Origin of the sequence: Mycoplasmopsis columboralis, assembly GCF_900660675.1 — a bacterium.
In the GTDB taxonomy this organism is placed as follows: Bacteria; Bacillota_I; Bacilli_A; order Mycoplasmatales; family Metamycoplasmataceae; genus Mycoplasmopsis; species Mycoplasmopsis columboralis.
Map to the genome: position 1 here is coordinate 1 of NZ_LR215039.1, position 17,522 is coordinate 17,522.

18 protein-coding genes are annotated in these 17,522 nt (G+C 25.0%); 17 read left to right on the forward strand and 1 reads right to left on the reverse strand.

From position 1 onward, the window contains the following. Window positions 1-107 precede the first annotated feature (107 nt). The 16 genes from EXC45_RS00005 (at window position 108) to EXC45_RS00075 (ending at window position 16,248) form a co-directional block, all read left to right on the forward strand. On the forward strand, window positions 108-737 hold the full coding sequence (locus EXC45_RS00005) for a hypothetical protein (RefSeq protein WP_129693708.1): 630 nt from the start codon (window positions 108-110) through the stop codon (window positions 735-737). A 491-nt stretch (window positions 738-1,228) separates the two neighbouring features. Then, window positions 1,229-2,266 (forward strand): relaxase MobL, encoded by a 1,038-nt coding sequence (gene mobL, locus EXC45_RS00010; RefSeq protein WP_036435428.1) that lies wholly within the window; start codon window positions 1,229-1,231, stop codon window positions 2,264-2,266. A 9-nt stretch (window positions 2,267-2,275) separates the two neighbouring features. Then, entirely contained in the window at window positions 2,276-2,761 is a 486-nt protein-coding gene (locus tag EXC45_RS00015; RefSeq protein WP_165163188.1) for a single-stranded DNA-binding protein, read from the forward strand. 24 nt (window positions 2,762-2,785) lie between these two features. Further along, complete coding sequence (locus EXC45_RS00020; RefSeq protein ID WP_129693709.1) at window positions 2,786-3,214, forward strand: hypothetical protein; 429 nt, start codon at window positions 2,786-2,788, stop codon at window positions 3,212-3,214. A 9-nt stretch (window positions 3,215-3,223) separates the two neighbouring features. Further along, the gene (locus EXC45_RS00025; RefSeq protein WP_036435214.1) at window positions 3,224-3,718 is read left to right on the forward strand and encodes a hypothetical protein; all 495 of its coding nucleotides are present in this window, start codon (window positions 3,224-3,226) and stop codon (window positions 3,716-3,718) included. Window positions 3,719-3,756: 38 nt separating this feature from the next. Continuing rightward, complete coding sequence (locus EXC45_RS00030; RefSeq protein WP_036435217.1) at window positions 3,757-4,200, forward strand: hypothetical protein; 444 nt, start codon at window positions 3,757-3,759, stop codon at window positions 4,198-4,200. Window positions 4,201-4,282: 82 nt separating this feature from the next. Further along, entirely contained in the window at window positions 4,283-4,828 is a 546-nt protein-coding gene (locus EXC45_RS00035) for an Mbov_0392 family ICE element protein (protein ID WP_129693710.1), read from the forward strand. 9 nt (window positions 4,829-4,837) lie between these two features. Beyond that, complete coding sequence (locus EXC45_RS00040; protein ID WP_129693711.1) at window positions 4,838-5,791, forward strand: hypothetical protein; 954 nt, start codon at window positions 4,838-4,840, stop codon at window positions 5,789-5,791. A 44-nt stretch (window positions 5,792-5,835) separates the two neighbouring features. Continuing rightward, window positions 5,836-7,086, forward strand: a complete 1,251-nt coding sequence (locus EXC45_RS00045; RefSeq protein ID WP_036435163.1) for a DNA cytosine methyltransferase — start codon at window positions 5,836-5,838, stop codon at window positions 7,084-7,086. Between the two features lie 7 nt (window positions 7,087-7,093). Next, window positions 7,094-7,519 carry a hypothetical protein gene (locus EXC45_RS00050; RefSeq protein ID WP_036435158.1) on the forward strand — a complete coding sequence of 142 codons (426 nt, stop codon included), beginning with the start codon at window positions 7,094-7,096 and terminating at the stop codon, window positions 7,517-7,519. Then, window positions 7,512-8,123 (forward strand): hypothetical protein, encoded by a 612-nt coding sequence (locus tag EXC45_RS00055; RefSeq protein ID WP_129693713.1) that lies wholly within the window; start codon window positions 7,512-7,514, stop codon window positions 8,121-8,123. Before EXC45_RS00050 ends, EXC45_RS00055 begins: the two co-directional genes overlap by 8 nt. Window positions 8,124-8,155: 32 nt before the next feature. Continuing rightward, on the forward strand, window positions 8,156-8,332 hold the full coding sequence (locus EXC45_RS03945) for a hypothetical protein (protein WP_165163190.1): 177 nt from the start codon (window positions 8,156-8,158) through the stop codon (window positions 8,330-8,332). Window positions 8,333-8,349: 17 nt separating this feature from the next. Further along, complete coding sequence (locus EXC45_RS00060) at window positions 8,350-11,058, forward strand: coiled-coil domain-containing protein (protein WP_129693714.1); 2,709 nt, start codon at window positions 8,350-8,352, stop codon at window positions 11,056-11,058. A 251-nt stretch (window positions 11,059-11,309) separates the two neighbouring features. Further along, a complete protein-coding gene (locus tag EXC45_RS00065; RefSeq protein ID WP_129693715.1) occupies window positions 11,310-12,593 on the forward strand; it encodes a hypothetical protein in 1,284 nt (427 codons plus the stop codon). A 48-nt stretch (window positions 12,594-12,641) separates the two neighbouring features. Then, window positions 12,642-15,296, forward strand: coding sequence for a type IV secretory system conjugative DNA transfer family protein (locus tag EXC45_RS00070; RefSeq protein WP_129693716.1), 2,655 nt, complete (start codon window positions 12,642-12,644; stop codon window positions 15,294-15,296). Continuing rightward, window positions 15,277-16,248, forward strand: coding sequence for a hypothetical protein (locus tag EXC45_RS00075; RefSeq protein WP_129693717.1), 972 nt, complete (start codon window positions 15,277-15,279; stop codon window positions 16,246-16,248). Before EXC45_RS00070 ends, EXC45_RS00075 begins: the two co-directional genes overlap by 20 nt. Before the next feature lie 122 nt (window positions 16,249-16,370). Here the strand turns inward: EXC45_RS00075 and EXC45_RS03950 are convergent, their stop codons facing one another. After that, the gene (locus EXC45_RS03950; RefSeq protein WP_165163192.1) at window positions 16,371-16,538 is read right to left on the reverse strand and encodes a hypothetical protein; all 168 of its coding nucleotides are present in this window, start codon (window positions 16,536-16,538) and stop codon (window positions 16,371-16,373) included. Window positions 16,539-17,201: 663 nt separating this feature from the next. Here EXC45_RS03950 and EXC45_RS00080 point away from each other — a divergent pair. Next, window positions 17,202-17,522, forward strand: a complete 321-nt coding sequence (locus tag EXC45_RS00080; protein WP_129693718.1) for a hypothetical protein — start codon at window positions 17,202-17,204, stop codon at window positions 17,520-17,522.

The following is a 17,522-nucleotide window of genomic DNA, read 5'->3' on the forward strand; positions in this document are numbered from 1 at the left end:
ATGAACAACGCAAATAGTGAATACCTATTGAAAAATGCAAACTGAAAATTGATGAAGAAATTTTTCAAATTATCAATTTAAAAAGAAAAGCTCTTGTGCTATTTGCAATGTTGAACTGCTACTTTGAAAAGAATTCAGACAAAGTAGCAGTAAGCAGTTTAGATTTTAGAAAATTCAAATATGGAAATTGATCAATAGGAGAAGAAAAATACTTTTCAAAATCAACCTTTTATCAGTCATTAAAAGACTTACAAAAAATGAAACTCATTAGTTTTGAAAATGAAAGAATTAAGCTTTTAAGAAAGCTACACGAAAAAGGTAAAAGGTATTTTAAGGTTGATGATCAAGAAATGTTAAAGCAATTTGGAATGGTGAACCCAAAACAAATTTATTTTCAACTCTTAAATATGTTTTTGTTGAAAGCAAATTCTCCAAAGGAAGTGATAAGAAAAAAGTCTGAATTTAGACATAGCGACATTCGTTATGGAGAAGTTTGAGAAATAGAAAAAAGAATTTTTAGAAAGTGAGAATTTAAAATATCTTTCAGTTATTTTCTAAAAAAGAATTTTTCATATTCATCAATTTGAAGACATTTTAATTGCAAAATTTTCAAATCATTTAAAACAAATGCATTTAAGGTATTCAAAATTTTAAAAAATCTAATTAGACACGGGAAAAATCAATTTACAACAGAAAACATATTTTTTCTTGAAACAATAACAGTTAAACAACTGTAAATTAAGAAATCGTAAAAAGAGATCAATGATGGACTAGGTAATACTTTATTATCTGTGAAAACAAATAAAACGACAACTTGATTTTCAGTTTGCTAAAAGTCTTAGTTTTTTTCAGTTATTCAATTTTAGAGTCCAAAACTTGAAAAGCAAAGTAAAAAGAGATCTATTTTGGACTATTAAGTAAGTATATAAACATTAAATAAACATTAGAGTATTTAACACAATGAAGGTAAAAAAGGTATTTGTGTTAATAAGGGGGTTCAATTAGTAAAGGAGTAATTTTTGCTTTAAAGAGAATAGTAAATAAAAACAACGCTCATAGATACAAAGACAAAACAAATAAAAAAGTTAACTGAAAATACTATACCTGTAAAGATAAAAGAAACATAGTTGATTACATCACCAGAAACGATGCTTGTTTAAAAACATCTTTATCAAATTCTGAAATTAAAAAGTTAGTTGAAGAAAATGACAATAACTACAAACTAACTTTGAAAAAACTTTTAAATGAGCAAAGTAATTCTGGTTTATATCAAATTCACTCTTCAGAAGAAGTATCGCTAGTTGATATTAACGAAACCAAAAAGGTTTTTCAAAAAATAAAGTCAGATCAATTTATCTGAGATACGGTATTGAGTTTTACAGTGGAATATGCTAAAAAACATAACTTGTATTCACCCAGAGATTATGTTGAATATGCATCAAAAAATTTAAAGTGATTATTTGAAAAAGAAAAATTATCTTTCAAAGACTTAAATTTTTATGCTACTTTACATACTAACTCAGACAACCCCCATTTGCATTTAGTGTTTTTTGAAAAAGAACAAAAGTTTATTAATACCAGAAATGGGAAAAAGACTTTTAGACAAAGTGGAAGATTTAAAAAAGCAAACTTAATCAAAAATCTTCAACATCTGAATAACTTAAAATCACCACAAGAGTTAGAAGAAATCTTTGAAACAAAAAAACAAGTGTGAAACACCAAGCACACTTTACAAAAAACATACAAACAAAGCATTGTTGAACAAAATAATTTTAAAAATTCAAATCAGAAAATTACTTTACTTCAATATGAACTTTCAAAAATTAAATCACCACGCTTTAAAACTTTAAATGAAGAACTAAAACAAAAGGTTCTTAATGTTGTTGAAGAGTTAATTGAAAACAATGATGATTTGAGTAAGGAATTTTCAAAAATAACTGCATTGATAAATGAAACACCTTTTAACGATAAAGAAAAAAACAACTTTAAAGAAAAGGAGTTATCAGAACTTAAAACCAATTTAGCAAACACTTTAATTAAAGAATTGACAAACGAAAACAAATTAAAGTTAAATTACAGTTATTGAAGATTAAAAGAGATAAACCCGCATTTAGCTATTAATTACACACCAAAAGTAAATGTCAATTCAGATAATGAATCTGATAAAGATAAATCTATCAGATTACCAAAAATTATTTACAAAGCTTTAAAAAGCTACAAGAAAGCTTATGAAGTTTTCGGAACAACAAAAAATAAAAATTTATAGGAGAACAATATGAACAAAATTATTTTAAGTGGAAGAGTAAATTTAATGAAGTTTCAACTCAAACCAGTCAACGAAAATGAAAATAGAAAACTTTTAACTTTTTCTCTTGTGCATTCTGACTTTAATAAAAAAGACAATGAAAGCGAACCGATGTATTTCAACTGTATTGTTTTTGGTAGCACAGCAGAGTTAATGACAAAGCATTTTCAAAACGGAGATCCAATTTTAATTAATGGTTCATTAAATTCATACAAAGGAAAAGACAATAAATTCTACACAACAGTTGTAGTAGAAGAATTTGACTTTATGGAAACCAAAACACAAAAAGATTTTAGAAAAGCACGCAAAGAAGAATTGTTAGCTACAAAGAAAGAACCAAATAAAGAAAGTGTTCATAGCGAAGAAGAATTTTTAGAAGAATCTAAAAGAATTAGTGATGATGTTTCAAATTCATTTGAAGAAAATTCAAAAGAAGACTGAGAATGAGATATGTAAAAAGAAAACGCTCTGGAACTAAAAATGAAAAACAAATTGTTTAATGTTTATTCAGCTAAACGCAAAGACCAGCAAGACCCTAAATATTTTTTGACTTTATTTGAGATAGATGACAAAATCTTTTTTGTTGAAATAGTTAAAAACTTAAATGCTTTAAATGAACAAGATTTACAAAATACAATATCAGTTTTCTCAAATTCAAAAATGAGTAATTTGTATTGTGATTTAAATGCTGTTTATATGAGCAACCAAGAAGAATTTTCGCAATTTAGTAAAGATGCTAATAAAGAACTTCTTTTAAATAATGTTGATGATATTTTCAAATTATCTGTTTTGACAAAAATTAATGAAGTAATTAAAAGCAATGATAATAAGGTAAATTTAGTTTATTTAAAAGCTGATTATCGCAACTTAGAAATATCAAACAAAAAAGAACCAGAAGTAAGTATGTAAAAGGTTTATATGAAAACCCTAAGTAAAGAAAAACAAAATGAAATTAAAGAATATCAAAAAACACTTAGTGAGAGTCAACTTAAAGAATATGTATCTTTAAGAAGAAAAATATTTAAACAAAAAGAACTCTTAAACTATTATGAAGGGTCTTTGAAAATGCTTGTTGAATTATACAACCTTGATATATCGTTAGATAACTTAAAAGAAATTTACAAAATACTTAAACTAGACAAAAGTTCCAAATGAGTTGAGATTTCTTTTGAAAGCAAATGAGTTAAAAGTTATAAAGAATGATATGAATTTTTAGATGAAGATTTAAAAAGTGAAGGTATTGATAATTCAAGAGCTTTAAAATGATCATTAGAATTGCTAAATAATTTCAATAAAAACGATAAATACATCGGACTTGAATTTGAAGATGAAGAAGAATTAGAGTTGTATTGTAAAGAAGAAATAATGCTATGAGCAATAGATGAATTGCTATTTGATAAAAAGAAAAATTAAAAAAATAAATATGAAAAAAGACAAAGAAGGAAAAAATAATGAAATACGAAAAAAACTTCGCTACCGATCTAATTGATCTTTATTGCAATGATAAAAATTTAAATTTAAAACTATACACTTGACACGACAAAGTAGCTAAACAGTCTTTTTTTAAATTATCGCTACCAAATTTACCACAATACTTTTTTATTGTTTATGCACCCTATGAAGAAAGCAAGGAACTTAACGAATTAAATAAATGATATTTTAATTTTGTAGATACAGAGAATTTTTCAAGCTATGAAATTAACGGTGGTAAGGGTCGTTTTTCACATTTAAGCTTTGAACTTTCAGATGTTTTGTTAAAAACTTTTCTAGTTTATTTAGAGAATCGCACCTATAAAAATATATATAGCAAAATAATGAAGGAATACGATGACTTTACAAAATGACTTAAAAGCTTAACTGTTGAAATGGTCGCACTATCAGAACGAAAAGAATAATAGCAAACTAATGACACTTACAAACTTTGACATATACAAATTGCAAAAGACATTAAATTTTTAAAAAAATAAAGGAGTAAATATGAAAAAAGAACAAAAAACCATTAATATTTCAGAAATTTTAAATGCAAATGTAGTTGAACAAATTAAAACAGAAACTAACAAATTAAATTCAACACAACTTGAAGAATATTTAAAAACCCAAAAAGAGCTTTTTGAAAACAAAGATGTTGTAGAAAATGACAAACTTTTAAGAGCTGTCTCTGATGTATATGCTCTTGATGTATCACTTGATAATTTAAAAACAATTAATGAAATTGTTAATTTAGATAAAAGCAACTCATATGTAGAAGAATACTTAGCAGAAAATGACATCTTTGATTATGACACCTTATGAGATATCTTTGATCAAAAACTTCAAAAAGAAGGTATGTCTGATGTAGGACTCTTATATATGTCTGAAAAACTTGTTAACAAAATCAACGATGATAATGAATGCATTCAAATTAATGCTTACCAAAATGATTTAAATGTGTTGAAAAAAAGTGAAGTAATTGAAGAAATATTAGATTCTTTAACACTTGATTTAAAAGAAAAACAAACCAGCAACAACACAATGATTATGTAAGGAATAAGTATGGGAAAATCATCATTTAGCAAACCTTCTTCTTATGAGTATTATTGAAACGGTAAATTAATACCTTTTGCAGAACGCATTCATCTTTTTTACAGCGAAGAAGATTACTTATTAGATCACATTGGTTTATCAGAAAAAGAACTTCAAAAATATAATGAAGAAAACGATACTGATTATTTAAACAAAGAAGAATTAATTGAAGATATTTGAGACAATATTTATTCGTTTAGATCAACACAACTTAATTATTTTGATAGATTAGGAGAAATCACACCTTCTAAAAAAGCAATTGTAGAAGTTATAAATAACTTAAATAAAATTGATCCGTATTGACTTAATGTTTATGAAGATTCATATAAAGAAGAACTTGAACAAGAAGAAATTCAAGAATTTAATAAAGAACATAAAACTAAATACAAAACAAGTGAAGAAGTTTATAAACATAATTGGAAAACTTATTCATTAGAAGAACAAATTGATTATCTATGAGAAATGATAGAAGATAGAGATAATGACAATGTAGAGCATTACACTTGAAGTGCAAATGATGAAGCTATAATAATGTTTTCTCCTAATTATTATTCCGAAGAAGAAACTATTGTAAGTCAATTTATTGATAATGTAAGTTATATTATTAAAACAATTGTAGAAGATAACGAGCAAGCAGAAAAATATATTAAAGAAAATTCATTAGTTTTTACAAAAGATATTGATTTGCAATTTTTAGATCATTTAGATAAATCATTTTTAATGAATGAAGATCGCACCTTAGTTGAATCAAAAAATAATCTTTATTCATATGAAAAATTTTGTTTATTACCAAAAAGATTAGATTTTGACACAACAATTAAAAAATATGGTTATGAAGAATTTGTTAATGATTTAGAAAGTAAAAAAGAAGAACGATGAAAAGAAATTTTTTCTTGAAAACTAAATAAAGAAATGACAATGTAGAAATAGTAATGAATAAAAACGAAACAATTAAAAAGTAAGACAATATGACAATTAAAGTTTTTGAAACATTTGCTGGTATTGGTTCACAACATAAAAGTATAAAAAATATCAATTCTAAAAATGAAGATATCAAATTTGACATCATAGCAACTTCTGAATGAGATGCTCGTTGTATTATTGCTTATTCAGCAATGCATAATAAGTTAAACGAAGAGACCATAGAAAAGACATTGAAAGCAAACAATTTATTAAATGAAGATCAAATTAATGAATATCTTTTAAAGAATGTTTTTTCTTTAAATAGTAAAAAACCTACAAACTCAATTACTAGCAAAGATTTAAATTTTAAAAAAGCTCTTGTAGTTGCTAATTTGATAAATAAAAATCATAGTGATATACAAAGTGTAGAACCAAGTTTGATTGATCAATACAAAATTGATTTGATAACTTATTCTTCACCTTGTCAAGGACTTTCGTTAGCTAATATGGGTAGAGATAAAGGTATTAAAGATAATTCTTCAACTAGTCATTTAATATGACAAATTGGAAGAATTGTTAGTGAGTGTGAAAACAAACCAAAGTATTTACTTTTGGAAAATGTTAAAAATCTTGTTGGAAAATACTCTGCTGAATATCAAGAATGAACTGACTTTTTAAAGTTAAATGGTTATAAAACATTTACTGCTGTTTTAAATGCTCAAAAGCACGGTTCTTTACAGACAAGAGAACGAGTATTTGCTCTTAGTGTTTTAGAAGATATTAAAACTCCGTTTTTAAACGATCAACAATATCAAGAATATTTAGACAACATCGGAGCAAGTAATATTTTAAAAACTCAAAAAGAATTAGAAAGTAAATATAAAGAAATCTTTGATATTGATAATAAAAACACAAACGATTTTAATTGCAAAATAAGAAATACTCCTTCTAGAATTGAAATATTAAACAAAAATAAACCTTTGCATAATTTAGAGTTAGCAAGACAAAGAAATTTTGCAGTAAATACTTTAACAACTAGACAAGATAGACACCCTAACGCTGGTTATATCAAATGTGAAAACAATGATCCAAATTACTTAAATGCTCGTTTAATTACACCGCAAGAGTCTTTAAAAATAATGGGTTTTTCAGATCAAGATTATCAAAAATTAAAACCATTTATCAAACAAGGAATATTAAACAAAGAATGTTTATATCGCTTTGCTGGTAATTCTATTGATATAAACCCTTTAAACTCTGTTTTTCAAGCTATTGTAAATGTAGAAAGATTAAATAAAACAAATAAGAAAGGTTAAAAATAGTATGTATGTTAAAGTTTACGATAGTTGAACTTTGTCAAAGAAAAGAAAATTAAATTTGGGAATCGGTTTAATTAATTTTTCAATTTATTTTTTTCTCATTATTATTTTCTTATCAATTCTTTTCTATTCTCTTATTTGACAAGAAAAAGACAGTAATCTAAATATTGGAAAAATGGTTTTAATATTATTTCTCAAAGGAGCAAGTTTTGCTTGTTATATGTTTTGTGTAATTCTGATTAAAAGAAAATTAGAAGATAAATTATTTCATATAGATCGTTATAAAACTTACAAAGTAATTACAAAAAAGATAGCTTTTATAACTAGATGAAGACTTGAACTTTTTGATATTAGCGAAACACAATTTAGAAATCTTGTTTCAAAAAAGATCAAATTTAAAAGAGTCTTAGCGACAGAAGCAGATGAATAAAAATAAGTTAAATCATAAATTAAGTTTAGAAAAAATAAAAACAGAATGATTTTTTTACGATCTAAATGTTTTTAACAGCGACAAAAATATTAACTGATTATTTACTAAAAGAGATTTTAAAAAAATTCATTCTAAAAAATATAAATCTTGCGAACTTTGAGAAATGAAGTGTCTAAGCAAACCGTATTCTTTTAAAATAAAAAAACTTCAATTGCTAAATAATAACAATAAATATGATGTTTTTGTTGATGTTTATTATTTAGATAATGAAAAGAAGACATTTTCTTTTAAACCCAAATCAACAAGCAAATACATAAACCCTTGAATATCTTATTTAAGATATGATTTGCTTTTTGATTTTTACAGCGAAAGTTTAATCTATGTTTGACAAAAACTAGATCCTAACGCAAAATATGCTGGAAAAGGAGAATCTGAATATATGGTCATTAAATCAAATATTATGCAAGTTGATCGTTCTGTTTTTGAAGATTATAAAAACCCAAAAATTCAAGAATTCATAAACAGCTATATGAATTTAGATTCAGAAGAATATGAAATATCTATTAAAAAAATTGATGTCAAACGAAATCAAAATGTAATGTAAAAAATATTAACAACAACTAACAAAGGAGATAAATGACAATTGCTAAAAAAATTAGTATTCAATACAAACAAGTAAGTAAGAGACTTGAAAAACTAAGTCAAGAAAAAGAGACACTTCAAAATAGATTACATCAAATCAATATTGAAACTTCTGATTTGAAAAGTTTTAAATCACAAGTTGACAAATTAGTTGGTTTAGAATCTAAATAATTTTAGAAAGGACAAAAATGCAAGCAGTTAAAACAGAAAAAAATAAAAATAAGAAATGATGATTTATTGGAGCAACCGCTGCAGGAATTGTTGCGGGAGCTAGTTTGATTTTATGGGGTTGTGGTCAAGCACAAAATAAAAAAGAAATTGAAAAATATAAAGCAATGCTTGATGGAGTGTATGCTAAAAACCAAAACGATTATTCAAGGTTTAATTTTCAAATTGGAGATTTGCAAAGTGATATTGAAAGAATGCGTAATGATGCAATGACTCAAAATCAAACTTTGAATTATTTAAGAGAACAAATTGCTCTAAAAGAACAAGCATTACTTAAACTTGTTGGAAGTAAAAATTACAACTCAAAAGATAATAAATATTCAAATACAAGTGAGCTAGGAAAATTAAAAAGCGAACTACAAAGTTTACAAATTGAATTTGAAAAAGTATCTTTACAAAGAGACAATTTACTTAAAGATAAAGCAAGTTTAGAAGAACAACTTAATCAACTTAAAACAGAAAGAGATAACTTAAAAGTTCAACTTCAATTAACTATTGAACAAAACAATGAAGAAATTGCTCGTTTAAATACCATCATTGCAATGCTTGAAAATGATAAAGAAGATTTACAAAATCAAAACAACTCTTTACAAGAACAACTTCAAGTTGCAAAACACAAAGTTGCAGAACTTGAAAATGTTAAAGCAACTCTTGAACAAGAAATTGCTAATAAAAACAAACAAATTAATGATTTAGAAACCAAAAACCAAACCCTAAAAGAACAATATGTTGATGTGTTATTAGCATTATATAAAGATGTTAATTTACACACAAGCACATATAAAGAGATTTATCAATATCTTCACGATTTTAACTATGATGAACTTTATGAAGGAGATAATCAACCTTGTTCAGATGTTAGAGAAGGTCTTGTAAATGAATGTTCATATGAAATACCAACCAAAAACTTTGAAGAATGAAGTTCAGAAGAACAACAAATGTTTAACGAATTAGAGCAATATTATGATAATGCTGATGTAAAAAGTAAATACCAAGATAAATTAAATAAAGACTTTACAAAAGTTTTAATTAACAAAGGAGAAAAATTAGTTAAACAATATCAAGATTTTTATTGAGCAACTCCTGATGCTTTAAATAGACTTTTAAATACTGTAAATCAAAAATTAAAAGACACGAAAAGAGATTTTAGTTATGCTAAATCTTTACTTGTTCGTTTAATTGGAACGAATAATGGTCAAGCAGATATTAAGGAAAATGGAGAAGGAGCTTTTGAAGGAAGTATTGTTGATAAGTTAAGAAAGAAAATTGCACAACTTGAACAAGAAAAAGAAAATAACTTAACTCAAATTCAAACTTTAAGAGAAGAAAAACAAAATCTTGAAAATGATAAAACCAGACTTGAAAGTGAAAAAACTGCTCTTGAAAATGATTTACAAGCAAAAGAGCAAAGAATTGCTAAATTTACAGATCAAGTTGAAACATTAAATACAACAATTACAAATTTAAATAACGAAAAAACTCAACTTCAACAAAGTTTATCTGAAAAAGACAGTCAAATTCAAACTTTGCAAGAGCAAGTTTCAAACTTACAAGAACAACTCAGAACCAAAGAAACTCAAAACCAAGAACTTTCAAATCAACTCCAAGCAAAACAAAATCAACTTCAAACTCTTCAAAGAGAAAAACAAGAGTTGCAAAGTCAACTTAATACTTCAAATTCTAACTTAACAAAAGCTAAAAGAAAATTAGTTGAGTTAGCAGGAACTGATAATTTAGATTTTGATTATGGAACAAATGGAGAGAATGTAAATACTGATAGTATTGTAAAAAGATTAAAAGATCAATTGGTTCATACAAGAAGTTCAAATACATCACTTCAACAAAAATTAGATGCACTAGTTCCTAAACTTGTTTTAAATAGAGTGGAAAACACATCATTTAATTTAGGTGTTCAAGGTAGAGTATTAGGTGATATTAAAAACAAAGGTAATGGAGACTTTTTTGAAAAGTATGGTATTGCTTGAAACAATGCTTGATATTCTGCTCCATACAATATACCTAAATCAAGTTCTTCAACTGAAACAGTATTATTTAACAACATAAGTGATTATACATTATCAACATATAGTTATACACTTCCTGATAATTGAAGAGACTTTTCAAATATTAAGTTAACTCTTAAAGAAGATCTACCATACTACACAAACAGTAATATAATAAGCTCCCTAAGAACAACTGAAATAACAACAAAAGAAATATCTCTTTCAAGTTTATCTTCAAATCAAACAGTTATACCTTTAAATACTAAAACAAGGGGTGATTACGCTAACGGAGATAGCATTTTAAATACAAATGTCTTCCCTATTTTCATTATAAGAGAAAACTCTTCAGCATCAGTTGTTGGATCGGACTGAGAAGGTTGAGCAAATAAATGAGATGATGGAAGGGGTAAACCGCATTTTGGAACTTTTGAAACTGTGCAAAACAAACTTCAAATTGAAATCTCAGGTAATAACCTTTATGTAAAAGTTTTAGGTAGTGCAAACTTAAAAGAACTTACTTTAAAAGAAGAATTAATCTATGATACATTACATGATACTCAACCTTCAGGTTCTACAATTGGATCTAAATCTCCTAATAAAGCTGTATTAGTAAAAAGCAGTCCTTTTGTAGCTAATACACACATTCTATCTGTTGAATTACAATAATATTAATTTATTTTCAAATACATAAACTCAAAAAGATATATGTCTAAACTTAAAATAATTTACTCAAAACGAAACTTATATTTTTCTCCTTTCATAAAACCTCCTAAACCTTAAAGTATTTTAATAATGACATTTATAACTATTCACTAAATAATTTAATATCAAGATTAATCAAAAATGACATTATCTTTTTAGTTGTAATTTTGAGTATTATTTTGATAATACTCAAAAAAAGAGTATAATTTCATTATATGAAATTATATGCGTTAAGAAAATTATTATTTATTACTCCTTTAAGTATCTCTCCTTTAATTACTTTTAGTTGTTCAACTAATCAAGAAATCAAAAAAGAAGAACCTATAAAAGAAGATAAATTGAGTTTAGAATTAACTGAAAAATATTCAATTATTTATGACAAAATAATCAAAGAATTACCTTCAAAAAGATCTGATCTTGTTAATTTAAAATCTGATGTAAATGATTTTTATATTAACAACTACGAAAAGTTATTAAACAAAGATTTGAAAGCATATTATTTGAAATTTAAAAGCGAAATCATAAAGACCATTGATAAGAAAATACAATTAATTGATTCAGTAATGAATACATCAAAAAATACATTTGTAAACTTTTTCGTTGAAAATAAAATATACGATACTTTTGTAAAAAACGCAAGATTATATTTAAATACAAATAAATGAAAAATAAATACTACCTTTGTTGCTGATTTTCCAATTTGAGAAAAAATGGTTAATTTAGAAAAAGAAATATTTTACGAAAAATATAAAGAAGTAAATGATAATTTATTACCAGCTGTTAATTCTTTTAAAGAAGATGCTTGAATGGTCTTTGATGTTAAAGATAAAGTTAACTTAGATTTTTTAAATTCTAAGTGAGATTTTAGACAAAACTATAAAACTAAAGAACAAAAAAATAAAGCAAAATCAGAATGAGACTTTGTTTTTCTTAAATTAAGAACACTTGCTAACGATAGTGAAGAATTAGTTTATGAAAAAGAAGACAAAAACCCTTCTAAAACACAAGAACTTTACGAAAAATATTTTACCTTGGTAAGAGACATTGTTCCAACAATTGTTTCAAAAAAATGAGATTTTGATAAACAAGTTAAAGCATTAACTAAATATTTAGTTGTTAAAAATTTTTATAATTTCGGTGAAAAAGAGATTAACAAAGTCTACTTAACACTTGAAAATGAAGAAAGTATTTTTAACTGTCAAGCTTATTCAGAATTTATGTTCTTGTCTTTAAATGCTCTCGGACATAAAAACAACATTCAATTTAACGGTTGATATTATCTTCCTAACGGTAAATGATTACCGCATGTTAATTTAAACTATGATAACAACGGTAAAGTTTATGTAATTGATGCTACCTTCTCTGATCAATTTAACACTAAAAACCCAACACTAAATGATTACAACAAAGTTAATGCTGACATTAACAGAAATATATTAATTCCAATTGAAGAGTATCAAGCAAGACTTAACGCTGTTCCAGAATTCTTAGGTTATTAGAGATAACTCTTAATTGTAGTTATCTTTTTTTATTTTAAAAGGAGACAAATGAAATGATTCAAAGTCAAATATACTAAAAAACAAATTTGAAAATTCCTTGGTATTTTTACATTCTATACAATATTAATTTTTATATTTTTAACTTTAACATTTACTTGCTTGAAATTCATATCTCAAACCAATTTATATTTAAATAAATCAAAAGAAGAAGGTTTAAGTAATTTTGCTGGTGTATTAACAAATATACTAAAAAACTATTGATTTTACTTAATCGGGGGTTCTGCTTTTGGTGAGATTTGCATTTTAATATATAAAAAGTCCAAAAAGAAAGATAAAAAATACGAAAAAGATTTAGACAAGAATAATTCTTGAACTTACAACGAAATTGAGAACTTAGGTAATTATTCAGAGTTTCGTAAAAACTATGAATTAAACAATTTAGACCCAGCGTGAGTGGTGTCTTATTCCAAAACCAAAAACAAAATTAAATGAAATGGTGTGAACTTATCTAAATTCCCACTAAATTTAAAAATTCTTGGTGGGACAAGGTCTGGTAAAACTCAAAAGTTTGTTATACCTATTTTGAAATACAATTTAAACATTGAAGACAAAAACAAAAAACCTAACTTCGTTGTTGCAGACCCCAAAGGAGAACTTTATTCAGCAGTATATGAAGATTTACAAAATAATAATTATCGTGCTGTTGTATTAGATATAGCAGACCCTATCACTTCACAAGGGTTTAATTTACTTAATAACATCTGAGATACCTTTCATTCTAAAAAAGGTAATGTTGATAATAATAAAACGCTTGCTTATTCTATGCTTTCTGAAGTTATTTATTCTCTTAGTTGGGGTGAATCAAAAGAACCAATTTGAACTACTAACGCTAAGAAAATATTAATTGCTATTGGTAAAATGCTGTTGCTGTATTCTACATTACAACCAAATAAGATTACCAGAGATCAATTTAATTTAGCAAACTTTACTCAGTTTTTAAGTGTTTCTGAAATCAAAAATTCAAGATGAATTAAAAAACTTGATGAACTTGAAAAAACATCTTCAAATAATTTACTTAAAGATAATGAATTTGATATTAACAAAAAGCAAAGACAAGATAATATTAACGAATTATTACAACTATATCGTGAAGAAATCAAACCTTTTAGCGAAACAGCAGACCAAACTTTATCTGGTTTTTTAACAAACGCAAAAGGTGCAATTGGTATTTTTGCAGAAGATAAAAGTATTAGAAGTTTTTCTTCAAGAAGCGAAACTGATATTAAAGAACTCATTTATTTAAGCGATCCTAATTACAAAAATTCTCAACATTGAAACTTACAAGTAAAAGATTTTTACGAACAAATTGATTTTTATAAAGATCAAAATAAAGATTTAGAAAATAAACTTAAATTCAATGAAAGCTTTAATGAAATTATTTTGGAGTATGCTAAATATTATTCATACAGCAAAGAAGTTGAAAGAATGATTAAAAACAATTCAAATGATTTCTTTGACATTGATAATAAAAAACAAATTATTGATAAAGCATATATTGCAATTAAAACTTACTATGAAGAGAATTTTAATGAAGATTCAAATATAACAACTTTTCAAAGTTTCTTAGATTTATTAAATCAACATCATTTAAACACACTCTCTATAACAAGATTAAATCAAAAAATTGACTTATACAATGAAGAGTGTAAACCATTTGCTGTCTTTATTAAGTTTCCCGACCACGAAAAATCTAAAAACACAATTGTTAATTTAATAGTAGATCAAATATATAAAATTGCTATTACCATTGCAAATGATAATGGGGGTCAACTAGCAAGACATTTATTAAATATTTTTGATGAATTCGGTAATTTACCAACCATTAATGATTTTGGGAGCAAGCTCTCAATTGCGTTATCTAGAAAAGTTATGTTTTTAATTATTTTGCAGTCATATTCTCAACTAGACAAATACGGTAAAGATAATAAAAATATCATTTTAGAAAATACAGGACTTACAGCGTTTATTAATTCTGATTCAGATGAAACGCTAAAAGAAATTGTTAATACCTTAGGTAAAAAAGACATTTTAAAAAGTTCTTTTTCTAAGAACAAAAACGATTCAGAAAACGAATCTGTTTCAAAAGCAGAAAAAGAAATTATGAGCATTGCTGATTTAAAAGCTCTTGATTCTAACACTCACATTATTTTTAGAATGCAAAGTAAACCTTTAAAATTAAAATCTTCTCTTGCTTACAATTTTTGAAAGCTCAAATCTCCAAAAGAACCAATTTATAAAGATGCAAAAGATTTTGAACTTAGCGAATACATCATCAATTTTAATCAACCAAATTTTAGTTTTATTGAACAAGACACTAAATCACAAACTAAAATCAATGAACAATTCAAACAAAAACTTAAAGATCTTAAACAAGTTAAAGAATTAAAAAATGATCTTAGAAAAGAACTTATTTTAGAGCGTGATGCAAAGTATAAAGATTTGTATATGAGAGCAAAAGGTCTAAAAAATCAAATTGAACAACGCAAGGAGTATTTATCAAATTTAACAGATCCAAATCTTCTTGAAGATATCAAAACAGAAATAAATTCTTTACAAGAAAAATTAAATGAGATAACTCCTTATTTAAAAGAATTTAAAGACAAATGAATGAAAGTGTTTAATGATGAAAAGATCTTTGAATAAACTATGTGCATTATTTACAATACTTACTCCTTTAACAACTCTTTCTTGTATTAATATAAACACAGCATCAAACTCCAAATACGAACCTTTAAGTGAATATAAAATATCAACAACAAGCGAACCCGAAAGCATTAATAAATATTGAACAGATATATCAAACTTGATGAATAACTTTGATATTGAAGAATTTGACAAAGTAAGTAATTTTCTAATTTACTTAGAAGATAAAATTTATCAGCAAGACAAAATCTTACAAACAAATATTGATAACTATCAAACAATAGTAAATTATCTAAATTTAGATAAAAGACTGTTTATGTTTGATAACTCTAATGAGAAAATTAACGAAATTGCAAAAGAGCTAAGTAATGAAAATGAAGATTATGCAGTGTTAGCAGTTTATGGTCAATTTTTATTAAATAGTGTAATTATTAATGAGAACAATAAATTGCAACTTAATCTTTTTAAAGATACTTTAAGGTATATTAGCTTTTTAAATTTTAAAATTATCAATGAAAATAAAACTTTTGAAGAACAATTTAACGAACTTGAAAACAAAGAAGTTTTTGAAAGTATTTTAAATAATTTGATCTCTGATATTGTTAAGATGCTTAATTTAAAAAGATATTATGCTGTAAATGAAGAAGTTATTTTCGCAGATAATAAAGTTGATTATCAAAGTTTTTATAAAAAGATGTATTTGTGATTATCACAAAATTTATTAGCTTTGTATTTTAACTTATTTAATAAACATAACACTCTTTGAGATAGTTTGTTTAATGAACAAAAACAATATTTTGAAAAATATTTAAATAAAAAATTAGATATTAATTTACTTAGTGATTTTGAAACTCAAACATCAAAAACACTCTATAAACAAACAATACAAAAATTAAAAAATCAGCAAATAATTTATTACAAAAATGAAAATACGAAAGATATTTTGATATAATTTTATTGCATTAAATGCAATAAATGGTGATATTGCTATTAATGCGTTTTACCTTCACTTATTATTAAATAAGATACCTTTTATAAATTAGAGAAAAAGCTTGTATTAGCTTTGGATCTTTTTTATAAAAGGTATTTTTTATTTTTGTTCAAAGGAGAATTTATGTTATTAAACATTTTGTTGATATCAATTGGAATTTTTATTATAAGTAGTTTCTTTACTTTATTATCTGAATTTAGTTCAGGAATAATTGGTCTAATTTTATTTTTTATCTTTTCAATTGCAACCATATTATCATTAATTGCTATTTTCGTAAGTGTTATTGGTTTAGGTTTTATGGGAGTAAGTTCTTTGTGCGAAATGCTAACGAAAGCAAATCAAAGATAATGTAAAACTTTAATGACAAAGGAGAACTTATGATTTGATGAATTTTGATTTTTATTTTTTTAGGAATAGCTGTTGTGTCTTGTTTTATAAGTGGTTTGTTTTATCTTTTAGTTATATTCGGTTTTAACACAAAAACTATTCGTGTTTTATGCATAATATTTTTAATTATAACCTTCATATCAATAATTACTCTTATTGCAATTGTCATTTGTTCTATGTTTTATTCAGCTTTTTCAATTTTATCTTATCTAAATTCACAACAATAATCAAATTAAAGGAGTAAAAAATGAGTGGTTTATTGCAAGCTCTCGGAGTAATAATGATGATAGCATTATGCTTATGAATTGGAAAGTGCATAAGATAATATGTTAGTTTCTAAAATTATTTGATCAATTATTTTAATAATTATTCTATGAACAAGAATAATTTGAGACATAAGAAAAACTCATAAACAAAATAAAAAAATAACAAGTTGAAAAAATTGAAAGAAAGCACTTTATTTAACATTAATTGTTTTACTACACAGTGCTTTACTTCACATAATTTTAATTAAATAAAGGAGATATATGATTTCAAAAATTACAGCATTTTATGAAGAAAACGAACAAATAAAAAGTTTACTTCAAACAGCATGAAGTAAAGGAGTTAACATTGTTGTTATAATAGCTGCTATTGTTATAGCTTTAACAATAATTATGATAGCTGTATATTTTATACTAGCACACTTTCAAAAAGCTGACCAAATAAGAAAAATGTATAAGGACTACGGTAAATATGGTATATATCTAGTAATAGGAATATTAATACTTTTATCAGTAATTGGTGGTGTAATAACATATCTAGCAGATGAAACACGAAATACATTGTTAAATATTAATATTTTCTAA